Here is a 23,586-nt window from a genome sequence, read left to right as displayed (position 1 = left end):
GGGCTCAGGAACCTTGGTCAATGAAGATCCAAAAGCGGCTTCGGGCGGTGTTCTTCGTCATCATGGCAACAAGGGGTTACAGGGTTTGCAACGGAAAATTCGTGCCCGTTCATTGCAGGGGCACACGCTGCACGAGCAACGGAAGCCGCAATACAGGGAACGGCAGCACGGCACCGATACCTTGGCGGCGGTGGAACACACAACAACAGCACCCCGGCCACTGCGCGCCATCATCGTCGATGACGAAGAGCCGGCGAGAGAGAACCTGCGCATACTGCTGAGCGATGAAGCCCCGCATGTTGATGTGGTGGCCACCGCCGATAGCGCACCAAGAGCGCACGAGGTGATCACCGCCCTCGACCCCGATCTCGTCTTCCTCGATATCCGCATGCCCAGCGGTACGGAGGGGTTGGACCTCTTGGAGAGCATGCCAGGCTCGCGCTTCATGGTCGTGTTCGTCACCGCGTTCAAGGACCATGCTGTGCGCGCCTTCCATGCCAATGCCGTGGATTACGTGCTGAAGCCGATCGATCCCGACGAGCTGAAGGCCGCCGTGACCAAGGCCGGTGAGCGCGCCGAACGCCTGGCGCATGAGCCGGCGCAGCAACTCGTGTACAGGGAACAGCTCGATGCCCTGGTGCAGGAACTGAAGATGGGTGAGCGAGGACCGCGCATCGCCGTGGAGCATGCCAAAGGCATCAAATTGTTCGACCCGCGCACCATCGCGCATGTGGAAGCCGACGGTAACTGCACCCTTCTCCATTTCGCGGATGGCACCCGGTACTTGGACACCCGCACACTGAAGGTCTATGAGGATCTCCTCGACCCGTCGCAGTTCCTGCGCGTGCACCGGAGCCACCTCATCAACATGGCCCACCTGCGCGAGTATTTGCGCGACGATGGCCAGTGGGCTGTGCTCCGCAACGGCTCGCGGGTGCCGGTGGCACGCGACCGGCTCGACGCTTTCCTCTCCGCTGTGCGCCAGCGGTGACCGTCCGCTTCCCCAGGTCCACCGTTCGCTCGATCAGGACAGCGATCGGTCATTCTCCCACCGCAAGCACGCCTTGTGCGCTCGTAGTTTCCTCGCACCAAATCCCCTTGCCATGCTGCGCGCGATGATCGTTGATGATGAACCGGATGCACGGGAGAACCTGCGTCTCATGCTCGAAGAACACTGCCCCGATGTGGAAGTCGTGGGGCAAGCGGGTACTGCGCCTGAAGCCCGTAAGTTGATCGAGGCCGTTCAACCTGCGGCGCTGTTCCTTGACATCAAGATGCCCGGCGAGGACGGTTTCTCGCTGCTGCGCTCCGTGGCCGATCGCGAATTGCCGGTGGTGTTCACCACTGCATATGACCAGTACGCGTTGCAGGCCTTCAAAGAGAACGCGCTTGATTACCTGGAAAAACCGATCGACCCTGAAGAGCTGCAACGGGCAGTGAGCAAGATGAAGCGCGTGCTCGGCGACCCCTCCGGCCAACCGCAGACCACCAGTGCGATCGCGGCGTTGATGAACGACCCAGGGTCGCCCCTCAGCACGCGCATTGCCGTACCCGGCCGTGATGGCCTGAGCATGGTGAAGCACGATGACATCCTCTATTTGGAGGCCAGCGACAGCTATACCACCGTGCACCAGAAGGACGGCAAGCGCCTCATCAGCAGCAAGCATATCCGCATGTTCGAGACCAACCTCGACCCGAAGAAGTTCTTCCGCGTTCACAAGAGCTTCATCATCAACCTGGAGCATCTGAAAGGCTTCAGCCGCACGGAAGGCAACATGGCGTTGCTCAGCTCCGGAACGCTCATCCCCGTTAGTCGTAGACGCCTTCCCGATTTCCTGGCGCTCATCAATACGTTCTGATCGGTGATGCGCGGATCGTTGGCGGTGTGGGCGATGGTGTGCGGGCTCGGTGCTTTCGCGCAGCAATACGGTTTCGAGCAATGGACGCCCGAGGACGGGCTGGCGCAGAGCCAGGTGCGGCGCATGGCCTTGGACCGTGAAGGCCGTTTGTGGATCGCAACGCTCGGTGGTGTCAGCGTCTTCGATGGAAGCGAATTCACCAATCATGGTGTTCAAGAGGGATTGCCCGACCCGCAAGTGGGCGCTCTGCTCGCAGATCCGGATGGCGGCATGTGGCTGGGATGCGGCTCGTCGCTCCTCCACATCAATGGCCGACGCATCACGCGCAACGACCTGCCCGCAAGCATGGAGGGCGCGCGGATCGAGGCGCTGCTTCGGACCGATGATGGACGATTCCTGCTGGCCACCGATGGCGCTGGTGTGGTCGAACGCAGGGGTACCGCCTTCGCACCACTGGACGGCTGGCCTCAGGATACGGCCCGGTCCATCAGGGCGATGCTGCAACTGACCGATGGTTCGCTACTGGTTGGCATGCGCGATGGCCTACTGCGCTGGCGCAACGGGGGTTGCGATCGCATTACGCTGGATGAACGCGACCTCAGCATCAGCACCATGACCATGGATGCCGAGCGCGCCGTTTGGATCGGCACCTACGGCGACGGGATCTTCCGCTGGGACGCCAACGGCTCCATGAAGATGTTCGATGATGAAGACGGTCTCTTGCAGAACAATGTCAGGTGGGTGATGGCTGATGGCGCCGGAAGGATCTGGGCCAGTTCAAAGCTGGGGCTGAACCGCATTGAGCAAATAGCACCTGACAGCTTCCGCGTGCGCTCCTTCATGATGCACCAAGGCATGCCGAACGACAATGTGTACTGCTCCTTGGAGGACGACCACGGCCAGTTGTGGATCGGCACGGATGGAGGCGGTTTGTTGCGGTTCGCCGGTGACCGTTTCGTTACCATCACCACCAAAGAAGGACTGTGCAGCGACCTGGTGATGACCATGGGCCGCGATGCCAGTGGGGCTGAATGGATCGGCACGTACGGCAATGGCATCTGCAGGCTGGATGGCATGGCTATGATCACCACGCTTGAGGGCTTGCCGAACAACACCGTATGGTGCAACCTGCTGGACAGCCGCGGTCGGCACTGGTGGGGCACCAGCGATGGCCTTTGCCTGTTGGAGAAAGGCGCGGTCCGCTTGCCCACAGAGGATATCCTGCTCACCGACAACCGTGTGCTGGCCCTCATGGAAGACCGCAACGGCAACATCTGGTGCGGCACGCGCGACGGCGTCTCCGTCATCGATCCGACGGGTGATGTCGTGCACCACCGGGCGGGAGGCAACGGGCCCGGCCGATCGGTGCGCAGCTTGGTGGAAGACGCCGCAGGTAATGTGTGGCTCGGGAGCGAGAACGGGCTCTACCGCGTGCGGCACGGCCGATTCGAGCGGTTCACATCGGAGAACGGATTACCGGACAACACCGTGATGACGCTGGCTATTGATGGAGCGCAACGCTTGTGGATCGGCACGGCCAACGGTGTGGCCATACGCAGCGACAGCGGCACGGTGGCCATACGCTTCGGGGATGATCCCGGCAGCAACTATGTGGACATGCTGCACATTGATGCGAACGGCACGGGATGGGCCGGCACCAACAACGGCATCTACCGCTTCCGCCCGAAACTCCTGCCCTCGCAGATGGGCAGCATCGAACGCATCAATGCCCGCGACGGGCTGCTGGGCACGGAGTGCAACCTGAACGCTTATTACCTCGACACGTTGGGCCGCACATGGATCGGCACAGCCAGCGGACTGGTGATGCACGACCCGCGGCGGCGGAGCAACCCGCCGTACACAAAGCTACCGTTCTGCACCATCGGTGGGGTGCGTTCGTTCCTGCAAGCAAGCGATTGGAAGGGCCAGTGCGACAGCTTGGACAACACCTCCGGGCTGCCAATGGGGTTGCGCCTCGATCATCGCAAACACTACCTCACCTTTGATTACGGCAGTGTTGCGCTGCACGAGCCCGAAGCCGTGCTCTACCGGTACATGTTGGCCGGTTACGATGCCGACTGGCTGCCGGAAACGGAAGCCCGCTTCGCCAGCTATAGTAACCTGCCCCACGGTGAATACACCTTCAAAGTGGCCTCCCGCTATGACCAAGGTGCGTGGAGCCCCGAAGCCACCTTCGCGTTCGTCATCCTGCCGCCGTTCTGGCTCACGTGGTGGTTCATCGGTGGTTGCGTGCTGGCCCTCGCCGCAGTTCTTTACGGCATCATGCGCTGGCGAGCTCTCCAACGTGCACGCAGCGAGAAAACAAAACAACTGATGTTGCGCAGCCGCATGCTGCAGCTGGAACAACAAGCGCTCAATGCGAACATGAACCGCCACTTCGTGTTCAACGCCCTCAACAGCATCCAGTATTACATAAACCGCCAGGACCGCACCGCGGCCAACCGCTACCTCACCAGTTTCGCCAAGCTCATCCGCAAGAACCTCGATGCCAGCCAAAGCGACACAGTAAGCCTCGCTGAAGAGCTCGAACGCTTGGAGCTCTACCTGACGTTGGAGCACATGCGCTTCAAGGACAAGTTCCGTTATACCCTGCACATCGACGACGAAGTGGACCTGCATGACATCCACCTGCCCGCCATGATGCTGCAACCCTACGTTGAGAACAGCATCTGGCACGGCATACTGCCCATGGACCGGCAGGGGGAGGTCATCATAAAGGTGGCCAACAGCGCTGCAAACACCGTTGTGGTGAGCGTGGAAGATGATGGTATCGGGGTCCAGGAAAGCCTCAAGGGCAAAACCAACGGGGCTGAAGACCACATCAGTAAGGGCATCGAGATCACAAAGGGCAGGGCGGACGTGCTCCGCAGCTTGCATCTTAGCGACATCCGTATTGAAGGGCCTGAGCAGGTGCATGGACCGGGGGGACTGGTCTCGGGAACCCGCGTACGCATCGAACTTCCTTTAGGGAACGGTGGCAAAAAAGTGGCCAACGGGTTGAAATCGGCCGGGACCGGAGCTTACATTTGAACCGCTATGACCACTATGCATCCGATCGCCAAACTCTTCATCGCACTTGTTGCGATGGCGATGCTGGCTTCGTGTTCGAAGGATGAAGTGGTGGCCCCCAACGGGCAGCCGGCCTATATCCTGAAAGGCGGTGGCATTGGACAAGTGGATGACGACAGCCCGAATGGCACCGGTGGGACATCTGACGGAACGGAACAGTCGGGGAAAGAAACCCCTAGCGGTGTGAACGGCCTCACGCGTGACTTCGAAGGCGAAGGCGGCCCGGACGGCGGCGGCATCAGTGATGATGGCGACGACGAAGGCGACAAAGAGAAAAGCAACAAGAAGCCCAGGGTGAACTGAGCCCCCTCAGTCCCTTGGTATGGAGGCCCCGATCCGTCGGGGCTTTTTCATTTCACTTACCGTACAGCGGACCGACCCACTGTTCATGGTGCCGTCCGCCTTTCCCCGCGCTAACGTCGCCGTAACTCGTTCATGTCGTTGTGCTCGGTGGGGACCCACCTACATTTTCACAACCAGACGCGCTCACCATGAACCAGTCCCAACAAGACCACTTGCACCGGCTCATCCGATCGATGGACCCGGCGGAGAAACGGTACTTCAAGGTGTATACGTCGAGGCACTTGGTCGGCGGGTCCAGCAACCACCAGATCCTGTTCGACGCCATTGATGAACAGGACGAATACGACGAAGCCGCTCTGCTCCGACGGTTCAAGAAGGAAGCGTTCACCAACCGCTTCGCCATCACCAAGCACCGGCTCTACGATACCATCCTGCGCAGCCTCGATGCCTACCACGCGGAAAGCTCGGTGGATGCACGACTGCGGAGATCCTTGCACCATGTGGAGATCCTTCACGCCAGGGCGCTCTATCCCGAAGCCGAAAAACTGCTGGCCAGCGTCCGTCGCACGGCGGCCAAGCACGGGCGCACCAGTCTACTTGTGGCCGTGCGTGAATGGGAAAGCCGCCTGATGGAACAGGCCAACTACGCCCACGCCAATGCCACGGCGGTGGACGCTTGGGTGGAAGAGGGCCGCGAGCTGCTGGACGTGCAAGCCCAAGTGGACCGGCTCTGGGCCCTCAAGAGCGATCTCTTCAGGACGTTGTATGCCAAGGGACAGGCCCGCAGCACCGCCGCGCTCAGCGCGTTGGAGGGCCTCAAGACCTTGCCTGAACTGCAACCTACCAGCACATGGTGTTCACCCAGGGCCGAGTACCTGTACCATCATATCCGGAGCGCAATTGCCTTCGCTGAAGGCAAGGCCGAGCAGAGCCGTGATCATCTGTTGCGGAATCGTGCATTGATCCGCGCCCGCTACGACCACTTCAGCGAAGAGCCAAGCTTGTTGTTGGGCGTGCTGGGCAATCTGGCGTACGTCACCGCACAGCTCGGGCACCACGGTGAAGCCCACGACCTGCTCCGCGAATTCCGTCAGGCCCCCATGGACTTCGACATGCCGGACACGCCGGACCTGGACGTGAAACTGTTCAGCACCAGCTACAGTCTCGAACTGGCACTGCTCTGCCACGCCGGCGACTTCGTCTCAGCGGCTGCCCAATTGCCCGCCATTGAACGCGGGCTGCAACGGCACGAAGGCTCCATCGGTGCGGTGCGGAAAGCAGGCTTCTACTACCAGATGGCCTACGCGGCGTTCGGCGCGGGGGATCCCGAAACCGCCCTGCGCCTGACCAATAAGTTGCTCAATGACATCAGCATAGACGAGAGCGAGGACGCGGTGTGCTACGGACGTTTGCTGCACCTGATCCTTCTCCTGGAAACCGGCCGTACGGACATGGTGCGCTTCGCGGCGCGGAACACCACCCGCTTCCTCCAAACGCGTGGGCGCACCTTCAGGACCGAGCAATTGCTCATCGCATTGGTGCAAGGCATTGCCAAGAACAGCACTGCCGCACATGTGCACGAGAAGCTCTCACAATTCCACGAAAACCTGAGCGCATTGCAGGACCAGCCCGCTGAGCGAGCGCTCTACGGACACCTTGACCCCATCGCCTGGGCCATCAGCCGACTGCACGGGAAGCCCTTCGGCGAGGTTGTGAAGGAGCGCTTGCACGGTCGCGGCAAGGCTGCTTGATCGGTCGCTAGGCTTTCTTCAGGAAGGCATCCCACCCCTGTGCGGTGAGTTCATGCTCCCCTCCTTGTTTGTCCACGAGGCGGTAACCATTGGCCTTGTCGGTCATATGGCCGATAACGGTGACGCTGGGGTTGCCTTTCACCTTTTCGTAGTCGGTCTGGGGGATGGTGAAGAGCAGTTCATAGTCCTCACCCCCGTTCAACGCGCACGTGGTCGGGTCAAGGTTGAAGTCGCGCGCGGTCTGATAGGTGGATGGATCGATGGGCAGCTTCTCGTCGTAGACACGCACCCCGAGGCCCGAACTTCGGGCCAAGTGGATCGCTTCACTGGCCAGGCCATCGCTCACATCGATTATGCTCGTGGGACGTACGTCCAGCTTTTTCAGTAGTTCCACGACATCGCGTCGTGCCTCGGGCTTCAGTTGCCGCTCCAGGATGTAGTCGTGGCCCGCCAGGTCGGGCTGAGCCCCGGTCTCTTTGAACACCGCCTTCTCGCGCTCAAGCACTTGCAAGCCCATGTAGGCACCGCCCAAGTCACCGCTCACCAACAACAGTTCGTTGTCCTTCGCCCCGCTGCGGTACACCACATCCTCCTTCCGCGCAGTGCCGATGGCCGTTACACTGATCACCAGTCCGCTGGGGCTGCTGCACGTATCGCCCCCAACAAGGTCAACGCCATAGTTCTTGCAGGCGAGCAGGAGGCCCTCGTACAGTTCATCCACCGCCTCTACCGGGAACCGGTTGCTGAGCGCCAGCGATACTGTGACTTGCCGCGGTTCCGCGTTCATTGCATACACATCGCTCACGTTCACCACCACGGCCTTGTAGCCCAGGTGTTTCAGCGGCACGTAGCCAAGATCGAAGTGGACCCCCTCCACCAGCATATCGGTGGTGACGACCTGGTGCAGGCCCTGCGGGTCGATCACGGCGGCATCGTCCCCGATCCCCTTGACGGACGAGGCGTGCTGAAGATGGACGCGCGAGGCGATGCGTTCGATGAGGCCGAATTCGCCCATCACGTTGAGCTCGGTACGGGAAGTGTTTTCTGACATCGGGCGCGAAGTTCCGTTTTCGCCGCGTGCGGATCGTACATACATTCTAGGGCCCGCGATCGACGCGGAATCCGTCGATCAACCATGTACCTCAATTGCCATAGCTGGTTCAGCTTCAAGTACGGGGTGATGAAGCCCGAGGCGCTGCTGGAAGAGGCCGCCCGGAACGGCGTGCGCACCCTGGCGCTCACCGATATCCATTGCACGGCAGGTATTCCCGATCTCGTCCGTGACGCGGAGAAACGTTTCGGTGTGCGACCTGTCGCGGGCATCGAATTCCGGCGGGGGCCGAAGCTGCTCTATGTGGGCATCGCCAGGAACAACGCAGGCTTCCAGCGGCTGAACGAACTGCTCAGCCAGCATCTGCTCCACGATGAAGCGATACCCGAACGAGCACCCGAGTTGGACGAGGTGTTCTTCATCTATCCTTTCACCCACGCACCACAACAACTCCGCCCGGACGAGCGCGTCGGCATCAAACCGTCCGACCTCACCCGATTGCCCTTCAGCCCATGGGCGCGCAGGCCGAACGACCTGGTGGCCCTGTTCCCGGTGACCTTCCGCCACAAGCGCGACTTCAATGCCCATCGCTTGTTGCGCACCGTGGCAAAGAACACTGTCGTGAGCATGTTGCCGCAAGATGAGCTGGCACAAGCCGATGAGGTCTTCCGGAACGAAGAGGAAGTGCGGCACATCTACCGTGACTTTCCGCAACTCATCACGAACGCTGAAGGATTGCTGAAGCAGTGCACCATCGCCTTCGACAACTCGGACAAGACGCGCAAGGCCTTCAGCGCGACCGAGGCCGAGGACCGCGAGGCCTTGCACCGCGACACGTTGGAGGGCCTGCGGTACCGCTACCCGGACGCTAAACCGGCAGTGCTCGATCGCATGCGTTACGAATTGAAGGTGATCGAGGAGATGGGCTTCATCAGCTACTTCCGTATCAACCAGGACATCGTCAACTACGCGCGGAGTCGGGGCTTCTTCCATGTGGGGCGCGGCAGCGGGGCGAACAGCCTGGTGGCCTATTGTCTCCGCATCACTGATGTGGACCCGATGGAGCTCGACCTCTATTTCGAACGCTTCATCAATCCAGCGCGCAAGAAGCCCCCCGACTTCGATATCGACTTCAGTTGGAAGGACCGGGACGAGATCTTCAAGTACGTCTTCGGCAAGTACAATGGCCCCTTCGGCTCCGCTCAGGGCGCCAATGCAAGAGGCATCCACGCCGCGCAGATCGCCACCTACACCACTTTCCAGTGGCGCGGCGCCATACGCGAACTGGGCAAGGCCGTCGGACTGCCACCGGGCGAGATCGATGCGTTGAGCGAGGGCGACAGCAGCTACTACCGCGATCAACGGCGTGTGCCCGATGGCGCGAAAAGAGAACTCGACAGGGTCGCCCAAGCCGTGATCAAGTACGGACAGCATCTCATCGGTATGCCGCATCATCTGGGGATCCATGCAGGCGGCATCGTCATCACCGAGAAACCCGTGACCCACTTCACTGCGCTGCACCGGCCACCGAAGGGATTCCCGGTCACACAGTTCAGCATGCTGGAGGCCGAGGACCTCGGCCTGCACAAGTTCGATCTGCTCAGCCAGCGCGGGTTGGGGCACATCCGCGAGGCGGTGGAGATCCTGGAGAAGAAAGGCAGCCCGATCGACATCCATGATATTCCTCGCTTCAAGCAGGATCCAGCGATCAAGGAGCTCATCAGGACGGGCAACACCATCGGCTGCTTCTATGTGGAGAGCCCGGCCATGCGCATGCTGCTGAAGAAGCTCAAGGTGGACGATTACCTTGGACTGGTCGCGGCCAGCAGCATTATACGGCCCGGCGTGGCCGAGAGCGGTATGATGCGCGAGTACCTGCTGCGGCACCACGATCCCGAGCGCCGCAAGCAGGCTCCGAAGCGCTTGCTGGAGATCATGCCCGAGACCTATGGCGTGATGGTGTACCAGGAGGACGTGATCAAGGTGGTGATGCAGTACGGCGGGCTGGACGTATCGGACGCCGACCAAGTGCGCCGTGGCATGAACATCCGCTACCGCGACCGGCCGGAGTTCAAGGTGGTGGAGCAGAAGTTCTTCGCCAATTGCAAGGTCAGCGGGTATCCGGAAGGTGAGCCCGAGGAGATCTGGCGGCAGATCCAAAGCTTCGCCAGCTTCAGCTTCGCGAAGGGCCACAGCGCCAGCTATGCGGTGGAGAGCTACCAGAGCCTCTATCTGAAGGCGCACCATCCGCTCGAGTTCCTCGTGGGCGTGGCCAACAACTTCGGAGGCTTCTACCACACCGAGTTCTACCTGCACGAGGCGAAGCGCGCCGGGGCCGTGATCGAGGCGCCGTGCGTCAATACCAGCGAAGAGCTTTGTTCACTTCACAAAGTGGTGAGTGATGAGCGGCGCGTGGCGCGTCTGCCCACGCAGCCGCCACTCGCCACTCGCCGCTCATCACCTATCACCTCCTGCATCTTCCTAGGCCTCTCCAATATCAAAAGTCTCGAGAGCGAGACCGTGCAGCTGATCCTGCACGAACGCCGCCGCCACGGCCCCTATGCCGATCTACAGGATCTCTTGAAACGCGTTCCGCTCGCGGTGGAACAGGCGCGCATCCTCGCACGCGTGGGCGCCTTGCGCTTCACCGGGCGCAGCAAGCCGCACCTGCTGTGGGACATTGCGCTCCTGCACCGCCCCGCCATGGTGAGCAGTACTGGCGACCTCTTCATCACGAAAGTGGAAGAGCCTCGATTGCCCGAGCTGCTGCACTACCCCTTGGCCGATGCCTACGACGAGCTGGAGCTGCTGGGCTTCCCCCTCTGCGATCCGTTCACGCTGGTGGGGTCCGGTGAACGGGAGATGGTGAACAGCGAACGGAAGAGGCGCTCGCCGCCAGTCCCGTTCACCAACTCCCATCCACCATTCACTTCTTCACCCCCTTTCATCCTCAAGCGCGACATGCACCAGCACATCGGCAAGCGCGTGACGATGCTCGGCTATCTGATCCACGTAAAGAGCACCGACACGCACTACGGCCAGCGCATGACCTTCGGCTCCTTCATCGATCCGGCCGGCGATTTCTGGGACAGCACGCAGTTCCCGCAGGTGGCCACTCGCTTTCCGTTCCGCGGGCGCGGCGTGTACCGGTTCACCGGAGTGGTGGAGGAGGAGTTCGGCCACGCGGCACTTCGCACGGAACGGTTCGAGAAGCTGCCGTGGAAGCCGGATCCGCGGTATGGGGAGAAGTGATCGAGTCCCGTTCCCGGGCCAGGGTTTCCCCCGTCCATGCCATCGGACCCGACCGGTCAGGCATGCACGCCCGTGGTCACCACTTTGCCATCGAGCAGGTTGACGGTGCGCTTTGCGTAACCCGCATCGCGCAGGCTGTGCGTAACGATGATGACCGTGGTGCCTGCCTTGTTCAGTTCAGACAGCAGGTTCATGACTTCTTCGCCATGCGCACTGTCCAGGTTGCCGGTGGGCTCATCGGCCAGTATCAGTTTCGGCTTGTTCACCACCGCTCTTGCGATCGCCACACGTTGCTGCTGCCCACCGCTCAGTTGTTGCGGGAAGTGCTTCGCCCTGTGCGCGATGTTCATGCGGTCCATGGCCTCCGCAACGCATTGTTCACGCTCTGCTTTGCCCATGTTCGTGTAGATCAGCGGCAGCTCGATGTTCTCCGCCACGGTGAGCTCATCGATAAGGTTGAAGCTCTGGAAAACGAAACCGATGGTGTTCTTGCGCACCTCGGCACGTTTGCGCTCATTGTACCCACTGACGTCCTCTCCGTTCACCGCATAGCTGCCGGTGCTCGGGGCATCGAGCAAACCGATGATGTTGAGGAGCGTGGATTTGCCGCAACCGCTCGGTCCCATGATGGCCACGAACTCGCCTTGCGCGATGTCGATGCTCACGTTGTTCAGTGCGGTGGTTTCCACCGTGTCGGTGCGGTAAACCTTGCACAGGTCGATCGTTTTCAGGAGGCTCATGGTAGGGTAAGGTTGTGGTTTTGCATTTTGGTGCTGCATTCGCAGGCATCACTCCAGGATCAACTCATCCGCGTCATTGAACATCGCATAGCGACTGGTCACGACACGGTCGCCGGACTGCAGGCCTTCCAGCACTTCATACATGTCCGGGTTCTGGCGGCCGAGCACCACTTCCCGTTTCACCGCTTTCCCGTCGGCCGCAACCACGTACACCCACTGACCGCCCGTGTCCTGGAAGAACGGTCCACGTGGCAGCATGACGGCTTGTTGATCCTCGCTCAATTGCAACCGGACCTGGAACGTCTGGCCACGCCGCATGCTTCCAGCCTCATCGCCCGTGAACCGCAAGTCGACATCGAACTCGCCATTGCTTACCTCGGGGTAAACCTTGAAGATCCGTATGGTGTGTTCCGCACCGGCATGCGTGAAGGTTCCTTGCAGACCAGCAACCACACGGCTCACGTAATGCTCGGGGATCCGCGCCCGCACCTTGAAACCGTTCAGGACGTCGATCTGCGCGATCCGCTCACCGCGCTGCTTGGTCTGTCCTATCTCGACGTTCAATCCGCTGAGCTGCCCGGCGATGGGGGCCTTCACCACCAGGTTCTGCAGGTTCTCGCGCAAGAAGCGCAGGTTCTGCTGAATGAGGTCGAGGTTGCTTGTGATGGAGCCGAGCTGGGTGAGCCGGAACAGCGAATCGCTGCGCACGTTGTCAGCCACTAGCCGACGCTTGGCGCGCATGTATTCCAGGTTCTCCTTGTTCGCCAGGAAGGTGTTGTGCGCCAGAAGCGAGTCCTTTACCAGCCGGTCATCAAGCCTTGCTTCGCGCTCGAGGCGCTTGAGGTCCTTCTCGAGGTTCAGCAATTCGTCGCGCAGCCTCGTGGTCTGCTGGTCCATGGCCAGACGGGTGTTGCGCAAATTGTTCTGCTGGTCGAGCAATTGCGCCTCGCGGTTGATGGCATCCATCTGCAACTGCGGATTGCCCAATTCGATGATGGGCTGGCCGGCGACAACCATACTTCCGTCCTCAACGAACCGCTGTTTGACGGTGCCCCCTTCCAACGCGTCCAAGAAGACCGTTTGCAACGGCTGAACGGTACCCGTCACCGGGATGAACTCCTTGAACAAGCCGGACTCGACAGTGGCCACCGTCACCTTCTCCGCCTCGATGCGCACCTTGCTGGTGGTTAACGAACTACCCCAGAACACCACGGCTACCAAAGCAAGACCACCAACGCACCCCAGTGCGATCATGCGCTTTCTGCGGGCGGGTCTGCGATCAATGGCTCGGTCCATGGCAACAAGGGTTCCGCAAGGTTCTAGGTTGTAGGTCTTAGCACGGGCAAGAATGTGCGTAGCCGAACGGACTGTGACGAGCGGTTAGACACTTGTAGTGTCAGTGCTTTTGCCTCATCAGGGGCCATAACTCACCATCCATAACGGGTTGAAGCGATGATACGATGGGGAGACGTTCAGCAATGCCAACCATCAAATCCGCGAGGGACGTCCTACCATGTGCCCTGCTTCTCTCCTGCCGACGACCTCTCCACGCTCTTCGGCAATCTGCGGGGCAGGCTCAATCCCCGGTCCATACCGGAACGAAGCGGCATTCCTTCCAAACGTAGGTCACCGCCGATTTCTCGAAGTAGATCACTGTCAACACCGGATGTTCCGAACGGAACGGTGACGGGATCTCCTCCGCATCGCTGCCCAGATGATCGATATCGCCCGCTGACCAGATCAGTAGCCCGAAGCCGATGGAGTCCAGCTCCGCATCGCCGCCTTCGATCACCAGCACTGTGTCCGCGCCGCTGGCCCGATCGACCCATATCCCCTGCACACCTCCCGGCCCCCTGCCCGACCCCTCGACCACCACCGCCCTATCCACCGCACCATCTCCATCCAGGTCGGCCTTGCGCATGGCGAGCGTTCCCGTGGTGTCGCGGTAGGTCGTCCACCAGTACGATGACCACCGCGTGGTATCCGGCACCAACCAAGGTGTTGGAGGCAAACTCGCGGGAGCCGTGATGGTCGCGGTATCGCGCGCTTTACCGCCCAACGCATCTGCTTCGGTCGCATCGGTCATCGGGCTGTCCGGTGCACTGCACGCGGTTAGCACCAATGCGGTAGCCAACGTCAGCTGATTCACCATGTGCTGAGCTTTTCGTCGGCGATCGCGAGTTCCACACGCTTCATCACCTCGGGCGTGAACAGGTCCTGCGCATCCACGGCCTTGAGGTTCTCTTCGAGCTGACCCGTCTTGCTCGCTCCGAGCATTACCGTGCTCACGCGCGCGTTCTTCAAGCACCATGCGATGGCGAACACCGGTAACGACAAGCCGAGGTCCGTCGCGATGGACTTCAACTCCTCAACCTTCTTCAAGCGGGCCTCGTTCAGCTCGCGCTCCTTCAACCATTCCAGCCCGGCCATGCGCAGGCGTGATGAAGCGTCGCCTTCCAGCGTGTGTTTGCCGCTGAGGATACCGCTGGCGAGCGGGCTCCAGATGGTGGTGCCCAGGCCTACGGTATCGTAGAGCGGCGCGAACTCCTCCTCCACTTTCGCCCGGTGGAACATGTTGTACTGCGGCTGCTCCATCACCGGTGCGATGAGGTGGTGCTTCTCCGCGACGGCATGTGCTTCCGTGATCTCCTTCGCGCTCCATTCGCTGGTGCCCCAGTACATCACTTTGCCCTGCATGATCAGTTGGTGCATGGTCCACACCGTTTCGGCGATGGGTGTGTTCGGATCAGGGCGGTGGCAGAAATAGAGGTCGAGGTAGTCCACCTGTAAGCGCTTCAAAGCATCATGACAGGCTTCCACCACATGCTTGCGGTGAAGACCGAGCTGCGTGGGCAGTTTACCACCAGCGCCGAAGAACACTTTGCTGCTCACCGTCCATGTGTCGCGCGGCCATTCCATCTTCTTCAGGATACGGCCCATCACCCGCTCGCTTTCACCCTTGGAGTAGATCTCGGCGTTGTCGAAGAAGTTGATGCCGTTATCATAGGCGAGCTTCATCAGCGCCTCGGCGGTATCGTCGGTGATCTGTTTGCCGAACGTGAGCCAAGAGCCCAGTGAGAGTTCGGAGAGCTGAAGGCCGGCGTTGCCGAGGCGGCGGTAGCGCATGGTCATGGTGCGAAGATCCGTTGTTCTTGGTTCGGTCCAGTGTGCAGCAGTCATCTCCTCAACGGAGCATCAAACCAACCGGTCGTCATTGTCCGCTCCTGTGTATGATCGTTCCGCTGCATCTTCGACACTCCGAACGAACGCCATGGAAAAGCGCACCAAAGACAAGCCTTGGAAACTGAAGACCCCGCCCGGCACTTCCGAATACACGATGCACGTCGAGGAGAAGGATGGCACGGAAGTACTGGTCTGCACTGTCGGTAAGACCGTGCTGCTCTACGACATCCGGTGCATCAACGACCTGCATACGATGCTGAAGAAACACGGCGACTGGATGGACCTCGGTGGAGCGGATGAACAGAAGCCCGCCAAGGAAGGCACCGTAGAAGCCTGGGGCCGCAGCGAGAAGAACCCCGTGAAAGGCTGGTACGGCCTGAAGAAGGGCCTGCGCGGGCGCTTCGGTGTGTACCTGCCGCCGCTGATGGAAGCGTTGGGTTTGTGCGAGCTCACACACGAGGCGAAGGGGAACAGGATGCGGGCGAAGTGAGCCGCGAGCCCGTCCCTGTGTTTTTTTTCACCCCGCCAGTTTCTCCTTCAGTTCGCCCATGCGTCGGCGGCTTACGGGCACATGCTCGCCATCATCGAGCACGGCGGCGTTCGCGCTGACGTGCGTCACGATCCTGCGCGCTACCAGCGCATGCCGGCTCAGCCGAAGGAAGCCGAAGGGCGTCAGCATCTCCTCGAAGTCCATGAGCGTTCGCGCCATGATGAAGCGGCGCCCATCCTGCAACGTGATGCGCGTGTAGTTGCTGTCGGCATCGCAACGGCGCACCTCTGCCGGGGCAACGAACCAGGTGGCATCACCTTGGTGCAGCGTGAGCTTGAAACCGGATGGCGCGGGTTGTGCGATGTTGGCGATGAACTGTTCCTGCACTTGCGCACGTACCGTGGGCGGCTCCCGGCGCTGCTTGAACCGCTCCAGCGCGGCGGCCAATTCCTGCGGGTCCGCGGGCTTCGGCAGGTAGTCGAGCGCGCTGAACCGGATGGCCTCGATGGCGTAGCGCTGGTGCCCGGTGACGAAGATCACCTCGAAGTCCCAGCGGCCCAGCTTGCGCAACAGGTCGAAGCCGCTTCCGCCGGGCATCTCCACGTCCAGGAAGACCAGCGAGGGCGACAGCTCAGCGATGCGCCCTTCGGCGTCGGCGATGTTGTCGGTCTCACCGACCACCTGCACATCCTTGTGCGCCTCGGCCAACAAGCCGCGCAGGTTGCTGCGCGCCAATTGGTCGTCGTCCACGATCAGCGCCCGGATCATGTGCGCAAGTTCGCATTCTGAGCCGTGCGCGCCTCAGCCTTCCAGGTCGATGATCACCTCGGTGCCGGTCGGGGCGCCGTCGGCATCGAGCAGGTCGTTGATGATGTAGGAACCCTTCTGCTGCAAGCGGTGCGTGAGCAGGCGTAAACGTTCGTTGGTGAGCTCTGTGCCGAGGGAACGATGTCCGTCCCCGCGCGGTGCAGCTTGTGCCCGCCCCACACCGTTGTCACGTACGATGCAGCGCAGACCGCCGTTGCGCGCGGAGAAGACGATGCGCAATGACCGCTCTCCCGAACGCGGCGGAAGCCCATGCCACAGCGCGTTCTCCACGAAGGGCTGCACCAGCAGGGCGGGCAGCATGGCCTCTTCTTCCATAAGCGCTTCGTCCACTTCCACCGCACTGACCAGTCCCGGCACGCGCAGCGATTCGATCGCCAGGTATAGCCGCAGGAAATCCGCTTCCTCCTCGATCCCGATGCGGTCGCGCACGCTCTGGTCCAGCACCAGCCGCATCAGCCTCGAGAGCCCTTGCAAGTATGCCAGTGCTTCGGCGTAGCGCCCCTCGCGCACCAAGGCTGTGGCGCTGTTCTGACAGTTGTGCACGAAGTGCGGGTTCAGTTGCGACCGCAGCACCTTCAGCTCCAACAGGTCGTTCATGCGCTGCACCTCGTCGCGCTGGATGGCCAACTCGGCATTGAAGCGCTCCACCTCCCGCGTGTGCCGGCCACGCAACCGGTAGTTGCGCCACAAGAGCAGCAGGAGCGCCACCAAGGCGAAGGCCACGATGACGGCGGCGATCCAGCGCAAGCGCAGGCGCGCCTCACTGGCCTTGCGCGCCTCGTTCTCGCTGCGCAGCACGGCATTCTCCTTCTCCTTGCGCTCGGTATCGAAGGCGGTGCGAAGGCGTGCCAGCTCACGCTGCGTGTCGGCGCCCTGTACGCTGTCCTTCAGGGCCATTGCCCGTCGTAGATGCTCGAACACGCCCTGCGCATCGCCTTTGGCCCGGGCCAGTGCAGCCAGGCCCATCGCGTAGTTCATCGAGAGTTCCGCATCGCCGGCAACCTTGGCCAGCGCCTCTCCGCGCGACAGCTCGGCCTCCGCCCGTGCGAGTTCGCCCAGCGACGTGCGCGCCTCGCCGATGGCCAGCAGGATATAGGCGAGGTCGGTGTTGCTGTGTACCGTGTCGTAGTGCGCGCGGGCCACTTCGTAGTGCGAAAGGGCTTTGCGTGCGTCGCTTTCAGCGAACAGACCACCGATGTTCTCGGCCACGAGGCCCAGGCCGTAGTGGTCCCGCAGACCGGCGTACAATAGATCGGCACGATCGAATTCAACCACAGCCCGCGCGGTATCGCCGCGCTCCTTCAGCACATTGCCCAAGGCGATGTAACAATTGGCCTCGGCGTTGGGCCTGGCGAGCGCACGCTCCATATCGCGCGAGCGTTCGAGGAATTCCACAGCCTGATCGTACGCCTTCATACGCCGGTACGTAGTGCCGAGGGAATACAACAGCTTGCTTGTGCTCGCGCTGTCTTCGGCCGATTCGCTGTGCTTGAGCCCGGCGAGGAAGTGGTTGATGGCGCCCACAAGATCAGCGCGTTTGCTGGCCACCCAGCCGAGATTGGTATGCGCGACGGCGAGGTACTCATCTCGGCCCAACATGCCGAAGAACCGCAACGCTTCCTTCAGGTACGATTCAGCACTGTCCAGCTGCCCTTGCTCAGCGGCCAGCCAACCGAGGTTGTTGTGGGCATCACCCAGCGCCCTGTGGTTCCCGATGCGGCGCGCGATGGCGAGTGCCTGCATGCCGGTCAACCGCGCGCTGTCCGGGTTGGAGCGGATGAGGTTGAAGCAGATGCGCGCCAAGGCATCGGCACGAGCGGTGTCGTTGGTGGCCTGCGCCAGGTCGGTGCGCAAGCCCGGGACCAGCGAAGCATCCTGGCCCACGCCGACCAAGCAGGCCAGCAGCATGAGCATGGCCGTGACGGGCCTGCGGAAGGCCATTCGATAAAGAACACGACCACCCGATCTGATCGGCTTGTGGTGGGGGGCGAGGTGGGTCACTTTAGACCGGAAAACTACGGAAGCCCACTGCCGTCATGCGCCTCACGTCCCGCACCGTCATCGCAACAAGCCTTCTAGCTGCTTCACTGGCCTGGTCCACCAGCGGCCTTGCGCAGAACATCGGGATCAATGTCGACGGCGCATCCCCGCACCCCAGCGCCTTGCTCGACATCGACGCCAGTGCTATCGTTGGCACGAAGCGCGGGCTGCTCATTCCGCGCGTGACTTCCGCCGAGCGTGCCGCGATCGCGGCGCCCGCCACGGGCCTGCTCGTCTTCGATACCACCACGAACGCATTCTGGTTCTATGACGGGACAACTTGGGTACCGCTCGCCAGCGGCAATAGCGGCTGGTCGCTGACAGGCAATACAGGGACCGTTGACGGCACGCACTTCCTGGGAACAACCGACAATGTGCCACTGAACTTCAGGGTGAACAACCAGCGCGCCGGGCGCGTATCGCAACTGGACAGCACTGTCACGCTCGGCCACCGCGCCGGCGTATCGCTCACCACGGGCACCAACAACGTGCTCATCGGTGAGCGGGCGGGCGAGAATTTGACCACGGCAGCCTCGAACGTGCTGATCGGGCATAAGGCCGGGCGATCAGTGAACTCGTTCAGCAACGTGATGGTGGGCGAACTCGCTGGAGCCACCAGTACCACGGGAGGTTTCAACGTATTCATAGGCAGGGCAAGCGGCTACTCGAACACCACCGGCAACAACAATATGTTCTCGGGGTACAACGCAGGTGTCTTGAACACTGGTGGAGGGAACAACACGTTCGCAGGCGCATCGGCGGGCAGCGCCAACACCACGGCTTCCTTCAACACGTTCATGGGAGCCTCCGCCGGTTCCAACAACACCACGGGCAGCAGCAACACCTTCGTTGGCCGCCAGTCCGGGATGGCGAACACAACAGCCAACCACAACTCGTTCTTCGGTGTGGACGCCGGCAGGCAGAACACCACCGGCGGCGGCAATACGTTCCTGGGCCGCTCGGCCGGCTATGACAACACCACTGCGAACTACAATACGTTCGTTGGCATCGACGCAGGGCGCTTCAGCACCACCGGGCCGGAGAACACGTTCATCGGCGCCAATGCGGGCTACCTCAACACCTCAGGCTTCGCCAACACGTTCGTGGGGCGCAATGCGGGATACACCGGCGCGACCACCGGGGACAATACGTTCGTGGGTTTCGAGGCCGGCTACAACACCACTGCGAGCGACAACGTGATGGTTGGCGCGCACAGCGGCACGGCCAACACCACCGGCGCGTTGAACGTGTTCGTGGGGGAAAGCGCCGGACTGGCCAACACCACGGGCGCGGAGAACACCTACCTCGGTTCCGCTGCCGGCCTCACGAGCACGACCGCGCTGAAGAACACCTTCGTAGGCCGCAACGCAGGGCGACTGACCACAACCGCTTCAGAGAACGTGTTCGTGGGATCAGAGGCCGGACTTAACAACACCACCGCAGGATGGAACGCGTTCATCGGTGTGGATGCCGGTCGCTCCAACACCACGGGCACCGCGAACACCTTCGTGGGCCGCTCGGCGGGTTATGCGAACACGACCGCCGGCAACAACGTGTTCATGGGCGTGGATGCCGGCCGCTTCAACACCACGGGCAACAGCAACACCTTCCTCGGTCGCTCGGCGGGTTACGACAACACCACTGCCAGCAACAACACGTTCGTCGGGCTCGATGCGGGCCGCTTCAACACCTCGGGCAATGACAACGTGTTCATCGGCGCGGGCGCAGGCAATGCGAACACCACGGCGTTCGCCAACACCTTCGTGGGCCGCAACTCCGGTGCGGCCAACACCACGGCAGTGAACAACTCGTTCTTCGGCAGCCACAGCGGCGCAGCCAACACCACAGGCGGGCACAACACGTTCGTGGGCGCGTTCGCCGGCTCCTCGAACACGACAGCGGTGTCCAACACATGTGTGGGCGCTTTGGCCGGTTGGCAGATGACAACTGCAAACGAGAACACCCTCATCGGTCGCCAGGCAGGCGAGTCCATCTCCACCGGCATCAGCAACACGGTGCTGGGGGCGTTCGCGGGCCAGGACATCTCCACCGGCAACCTCAACACCATCGTGGGGCGCCTTGCGGGGCCTGCGACCTCCACGGGCGCGGCCAACACGTTCGTGGGGTTCCAGACCGGCCTGGGCAACACCACGGGCGGCAACAACGTGGCCATGGGCGTGAACACGTTCTGGCAGAACACCACGGGCAGCAACAACACGGCGATCGGCGCCAACGCTGGCACCAATGCCGCAGCGCTCACCAACTGCACCTCGCTCGGGAACGGAACGGTGAACACAGCGAGCAATCAAGTGCGCATCGGGAACGCGGCTGTGACGAGCATTGGCGGGCAGGTGGGCTGGACCACCCTGAGCGATGCGCGCTTCAAGCGCGATGTGCGCCGCGATGTGCCGGGCTTGGAGCTGGTGATGCGATTACGCCCGGCGAGCTACACCTACGATGTGCTCGCGATCAAGGCAGCCACGGCTCCCGAAAGTCCCGACACGTCGCGCATGATGAACACGGCCGTTCGTCACACCGGCTTCCTGGCCCAGGAAGTGGAGGCCGCCGCGAACGAACTGGGCTACGACTTCAGCGCAGTGGATGCCCCGAAGAACGAGGGCGACTTGTACGGGCTGCGCTATGCGGAATTCGTGGTGCCCCTGGTTAAAGCGGTGCAGGAACAGCAAGCACTGATCCTGGCATTGCAAGAGGAAGTGTCGCGATTGCGGTCGCTGGTGGAACGATAGAGCACCGATACGCGAACTCACGCCACCACCCTCCCATCCTCCATAACGATGTTGCGGTGCGTGCGCGCGGCGAAGTCGTTGTCGTGCGTGACGATGAGCAGGCTGCGCTTGTGCTCGTGGGCGATGTGCTCGAACATGCCGAAGACGATCTCCGAGTTGCGCTTGTCCAGGTTGCCTGTGGGTTCATCGCCCATGATGATGAGCGGATCGTTGATGAGCGCACGGGCGATGGCCACGCGCTGCTTCTGCCCGCCGCTCAACTGGTTGGCCATCTTCAAAGCCTGATCGGTCATCTCCAGCTCCTTCAAGCGCGCCATGGCATCGGCCTCGATCTCCTCGGCGCTCTTCCGACCCAGCTTCAGGGCGGGCAGCATCACGTTCTTGAGCACGCTGAATTCCGGCAGCAGGTAGTGGAACTGGAAGACGAAGCCGATCTTCTCATTCCGGATGGCGGCCAGCCGCGACCCGTCAAGGCCGCTGGTGCTCTCCCCATCGATCACCACATCGCCCTCGTAGTCGGTATCCATCGTACTGAGGACGTAGAGCAGCGTGCTCTTGCCGCAGCCGCTCTTGCCGGTGATGCTCACGAACTCGCCGCGTTTCACCGCCAGGGACACGTCCTTCAGCACCGGCACGGTCACCGGATCGTGGAAGGACTTGCTCACCTTCCGTACATCGAGGATGTTCGGGGTGGTCATACTGCGCAGGGGATAAACCGCAAAGGGCGCGATGAGCGCAAAGGGAGAGCGACGGGTCGCCTGACGGCGCCCCTCCCCGTTCCATTTACCACGGATGGACACGGATGAACACGGATCATACCAATGTCAAGAGCACAGCCGCGCATCGATCCGGCTCTGTCCATGGGCATCCGTGGTTCCATATCAACAACGCCATGTTCTTTGCGTCCTTTGCGGCAGGTCTCGGGTCTCATTTTCCTCGGATGATCTCCACCGGATCCACCTTCGCGGCCTTTCGCGCCGGGAACCAACCGGCGATCCAAGTGGTGATGAGCGCGAAGACGACGGCGATGCCGTAGTACTTCGGGTCGTAGTCGATGGGGAAGGTGGTAACGGTGGGCAGTGCTTGCGTCACGAACGGGATATTGTCGACCACGTTCTGCAGTGCGAACCCGAAGAGCAGCCCACCCGCCGCGCCAACGATACCGATGATCATGCTCAGAGCAAGGAAGATCCTGCGCACATCACCACCGCTGAATCCCGTTGCTTTCAGGATGGCGATGGTGTCGAGCTTCTCATAGATGAGCATGTTGAGGATGTTGTAGATGCCGAAGCCCGCAACGATGAGCAGCACCACGCCCACCGCATAGCTGATGGTGCTGCGCACCTTGCTGCCGGTCTCGAACTGGGCGTTGGCCGTCTCGATGTCCACCGCATCCACGTCGAAGCGCTGCGCCAGCTCCTTCGCCACACCGGGAGCGGCCAGGATGTTGTTCAACTTCACGTTGATGTCCGTGTAGTAGCTGCTGGGTTGGCCCAAGAGCTCCTGTACGGTCTTGATGCTCGCGTAACACTGCACCTTGTCGTATTCGGCGATGCCGCTTTGGAAGATGCCGCTCACGCGCAACAGTGCGCGATCACCGGAAGCGGTGGTCACTTGCACCACGTCGCCGACCTTGGCCTCCATCATGTCCGCCAGGCCCTTGCCCAGCACCACGGCATTGTTGCCGGTGGCGAGGTCGCGTGATTCGCCCTGTACGAGGTAATCCGCGAACATGTAGTAGCGCACCTCCTGTTCCACCTCTATGCCGCTCACCTGCGCATTGAGGTCGGTGGTGCCCACATTAAAAAAGACCTGTGCGACCAGTCGGGGCGATACGGCGAGCACGCGCGGGTCCTGTTCCAGCGTGCGCATGATGCCAACGGCGTTGCGCAGCTTGGGGAGTTCGCTCTTCGGCTTCACCGAACGGATGAAATGGTGCACCGTGGTATCGCCGATGCTGCGCTCGATCGGCTGTTCGGGGGTCGCCTTCAGCTCATTGTACAAGCGCACATGAGGCGTGCGGTTGAGGATGAGGCCGTCGAGCATATCGTTCAGCCCGTTCATGAAGCCCAGCAATGTCACGAACATGGTGATGCTGAACATGACGCCCACGGCCGCCACGATGCTCTGCCTCAGCTTGGCACGAAGGATGGTGACCGCTATGCCGACCAGGAGCTTCATTCGTGGAACCCCCATTGAACATTACCGCAAAGAGCGCAAAGGGCGCGAAGAATACCCTGAGGAGAACCACG

17 protein-coding genes are annotated in these 23,586 nt (G+C 61.6%); 8 read left to right on the top strand and 9 right to left on the bottom strand.

The features are described from left to right. Positions 1 to 190: 190 nt before the first annotated feature. From IPJ76_08645 to IPJ76_08625, 5 genes are all read left to right on the top strand, one after another. The gene (locus IPJ76_08645; protein ID QQR88261.1) at positions 191 to 991 is read left to right on the top strand and encodes a response regulator transcription factor; all 801 of its coding nucleotides are present in this window, start codon (positions 191 to 193) and stop codon (positions 989 to 991) included. A 112-nt stretch (positions 992 to 1,103) separates the two neighbouring features. Continuing rightward, a complete protein-coding gene (locus IPJ76_08640; protein ID QQR88260.1) occupies positions 1,104 to 1,859 on the top strand; it encodes a response regulator transcription factor in 756 nt (251 codons plus the stop codon). 6 nt (positions 1,860 to 1,865) lie between these two features. Further along, positions 1,866 to 4,910, top strand: coding sequence for a histidine kinase (locus IPJ76_08635; protein ID QQR88259.1), 3,045 nt, complete (start codon positions 1,866 to 1,868; stop codon positions 4,908 to 4,910). A gap of 6 nt (positions 4,911 to 4,916) precedes the next feature. Beyond that, the gene (locus IPJ76_08630; GenBank protein ID QQR88258.1) at positions 4,917 to 5,252 is read left to right on the top strand and encodes a hypothetical protein; all 336 of its coding nucleotides are present in this window, start codon (positions 4,917 to 4,919) and stop codon (positions 5,250 to 5,252) included. Between the two features lie 188 nt (positions 5,253 to 5,440). After that, on the top strand, positions 5,441 to 7,003 hold the full coding sequence (locus IPJ76_08625) for a hypothetical protein (protein QQR88257.1): 1,563 nt from the start codon (positions 5,441 to 5,443) through the stop codon (positions 7,001 to 7,003). Between the two features lie 7 nt (positions 7,004 to 7,010). On the opposite strand, the gene thiL is transcribed toward IPJ76_08625, so the two are convergent. After that, positions 7,011 to 8,054, bottom strand: a complete 1,044-nt coding sequence (gene thiL, locus IPJ76_08620; GenBank protein ID QQR88256.1) for a thiamine-phosphate kinase — start codon at positions 8,052 to 8,054, stop codon at positions 7,011 to 7,013. 84 nt (positions 8,055 to 8,138) lie between these two features. Between thiL and IPJ76_08615 the strand changes: the two genes are divergently transcribed. Next, positions 8,139 to 11,306 carry a DNA polymerase III subunit alpha gene (locus IPJ76_08615; GenBank protein QQR88255.1) on the top strand — a complete coding sequence of 1,056 codons (3,168 nt, stop codon included), beginning with the start codon at positions 8,139 to 8,141 and terminating at the stop codon, positions 11,304 to 11,306. 56 nt (positions 11,307 to 11,362) lie between these two features. Here the strand turns inward: IPJ76_08615 and IPJ76_08610 are convergent, their stop codons facing one another. The 4 genes from IPJ76_08610 to IPJ76_08595 form a co-directional block, all read right to left on the bottom strand. Continuing rightward, complete coding sequence (locus IPJ76_08610; GenBank protein ID QQR88254.1) at positions 11,363 to 12,046, bottom strand: ABC transporter ATP-binding protein; 684 nt, start codon at positions 12,044 to 12,046, stop codon at positions 11,363 to 11,365. A 48-nt stretch (positions 12,047 to 12,094) separates the two neighbouring features. After that, the gene (locus IPJ76_08605) at positions 12,095 to 13,342 is read right to left on the bottom strand and encodes an efflux RND transporter periplasmic adaptor subunit (GenBank protein ID QQR88253.1); all 1,248 of its coding nucleotides are present in this window, start codon (positions 13,340 to 13,342) and stop codon (positions 12,095 to 12,097) included. Between the two features lie 280 nt (positions 13,343 to 13,622). Beyond that, positions 13,623 to 14,198, bottom strand: coding sequence for a hypothetical protein (locus IPJ76_08600; protein QQR88252.1), 576 nt, complete (start codon positions 14,196 to 14,198; stop codon positions 13,623 to 13,625). After that, a complete protein-coding gene (locus tag IPJ76_08595; protein ID QQR88429.1) occupies positions 14,192 to 15,172 on the bottom strand; it encodes an aldo/keto reductase in 981 nt (326 codons plus the stop codon). The genes IPJ76_08600 and IPJ76_08595 overlap by 7 nt, the downstream gene beginning before the upstream one ends. A gap of 145 nt (positions 15,173 to 15,317) precedes the next feature. Here IPJ76_08595 and IPJ76_08590 point away from each other — a divergent pair, with 145 nt between their 5' ends. Then, entirely contained in the window at positions 15,318 to 15,719 is a 402-nt protein-coding gene (locus tag IPJ76_08590; protein QQR88251.1) for a hypothetical protein, read from the top strand. A 27-nt stretch (positions 15,720 to 15,746) separates the two neighbouring features. Here IPJ76_08590 and IPJ76_08585 read toward each other — a convergent pair whose 3' ends face one another. Together IPJ76_08585 and IPJ76_08580 are read right to left on the bottom strand one after the other, a co-directional pair. Continuing rightward, positions 15,747 to 16,487, bottom strand: coding sequence for a response regulator transcription factor (locus IPJ76_08585; GenBank protein ID QQR88250.1), 741 nt, complete (start codon positions 16,485 to 16,487; stop codon positions 15,747 to 15,749). 33 nt (positions 16,488 to 16,520) lie between these two features. Beyond that, positions 16,521 to 18,488 (bottom strand): tetratricopeptide repeat protein, encoded by a 1,968-nt coding sequence (locus tag IPJ76_08580; GenBank protein QQR88249.1) that lies wholly within the window; start codon positions 18,486 to 18,488, stop codon positions 16,521 to 16,523. A gap of 95 nt (positions 18,489 to 18,583) precedes the next feature. Here IPJ76_08580 and IPJ76_08575 point away from each other — a divergent pair, with 95 nt between their 5' ends. Then, on the top strand, positions 18,584 to 21,334 hold the full coding sequence (locus IPJ76_08575; protein QQR88248.1) for a tail fiber domain-containing protein: 2,751 nt from the start codon (positions 18,584 to 18,586) through the stop codon (positions 21,332 to 21,334). A 17-nt stretch (positions 21,335 to 21,351) separates the two neighbouring features. Here the strand turns inward: IPJ76_08575 and IPJ76_08570 are convergent, their stop codons facing one another. Then, positions 21,352 to 22,032 carry an ABC transporter ATP-binding protein gene (locus IPJ76_08570; protein ID QQR88247.1) on the bottom strand — a complete coding sequence of 227 codons (681 nt, stop codon included), beginning with the start codon at positions 22,030 to 22,032 and terminating at the stop codon, positions 21,352 to 21,354. A 229-nt stretch (positions 22,033 to 22,261) separates the two neighbouring features. Further along, complete coding sequence (locus IPJ76_08565; protein ID QQR88246.1) at positions 22,262 to 23,530, bottom strand: ABC transporter permease; 1,269 nt, start codon at positions 23,528 to 23,530, stop codon at positions 22,262 to 22,264. Positions 23,531 to 23,586: the final 56 nt, after the last annotated feature.

This window comes from Flavobacteriales bacterium (genome assembly GCA_016699575.1).
Taxonomy (GTDB): domain Bacteria; phylum Bacteroidota; class Bacteroidia; order Flavobacteriales_F; family PHOS-HE28; genus PHOS-HE28.
The sequence above is the reverse complement of the archived record's forward strand: the minus strand, read 5'-3'. Positions and strand labels throughout refer to the sequence as shown.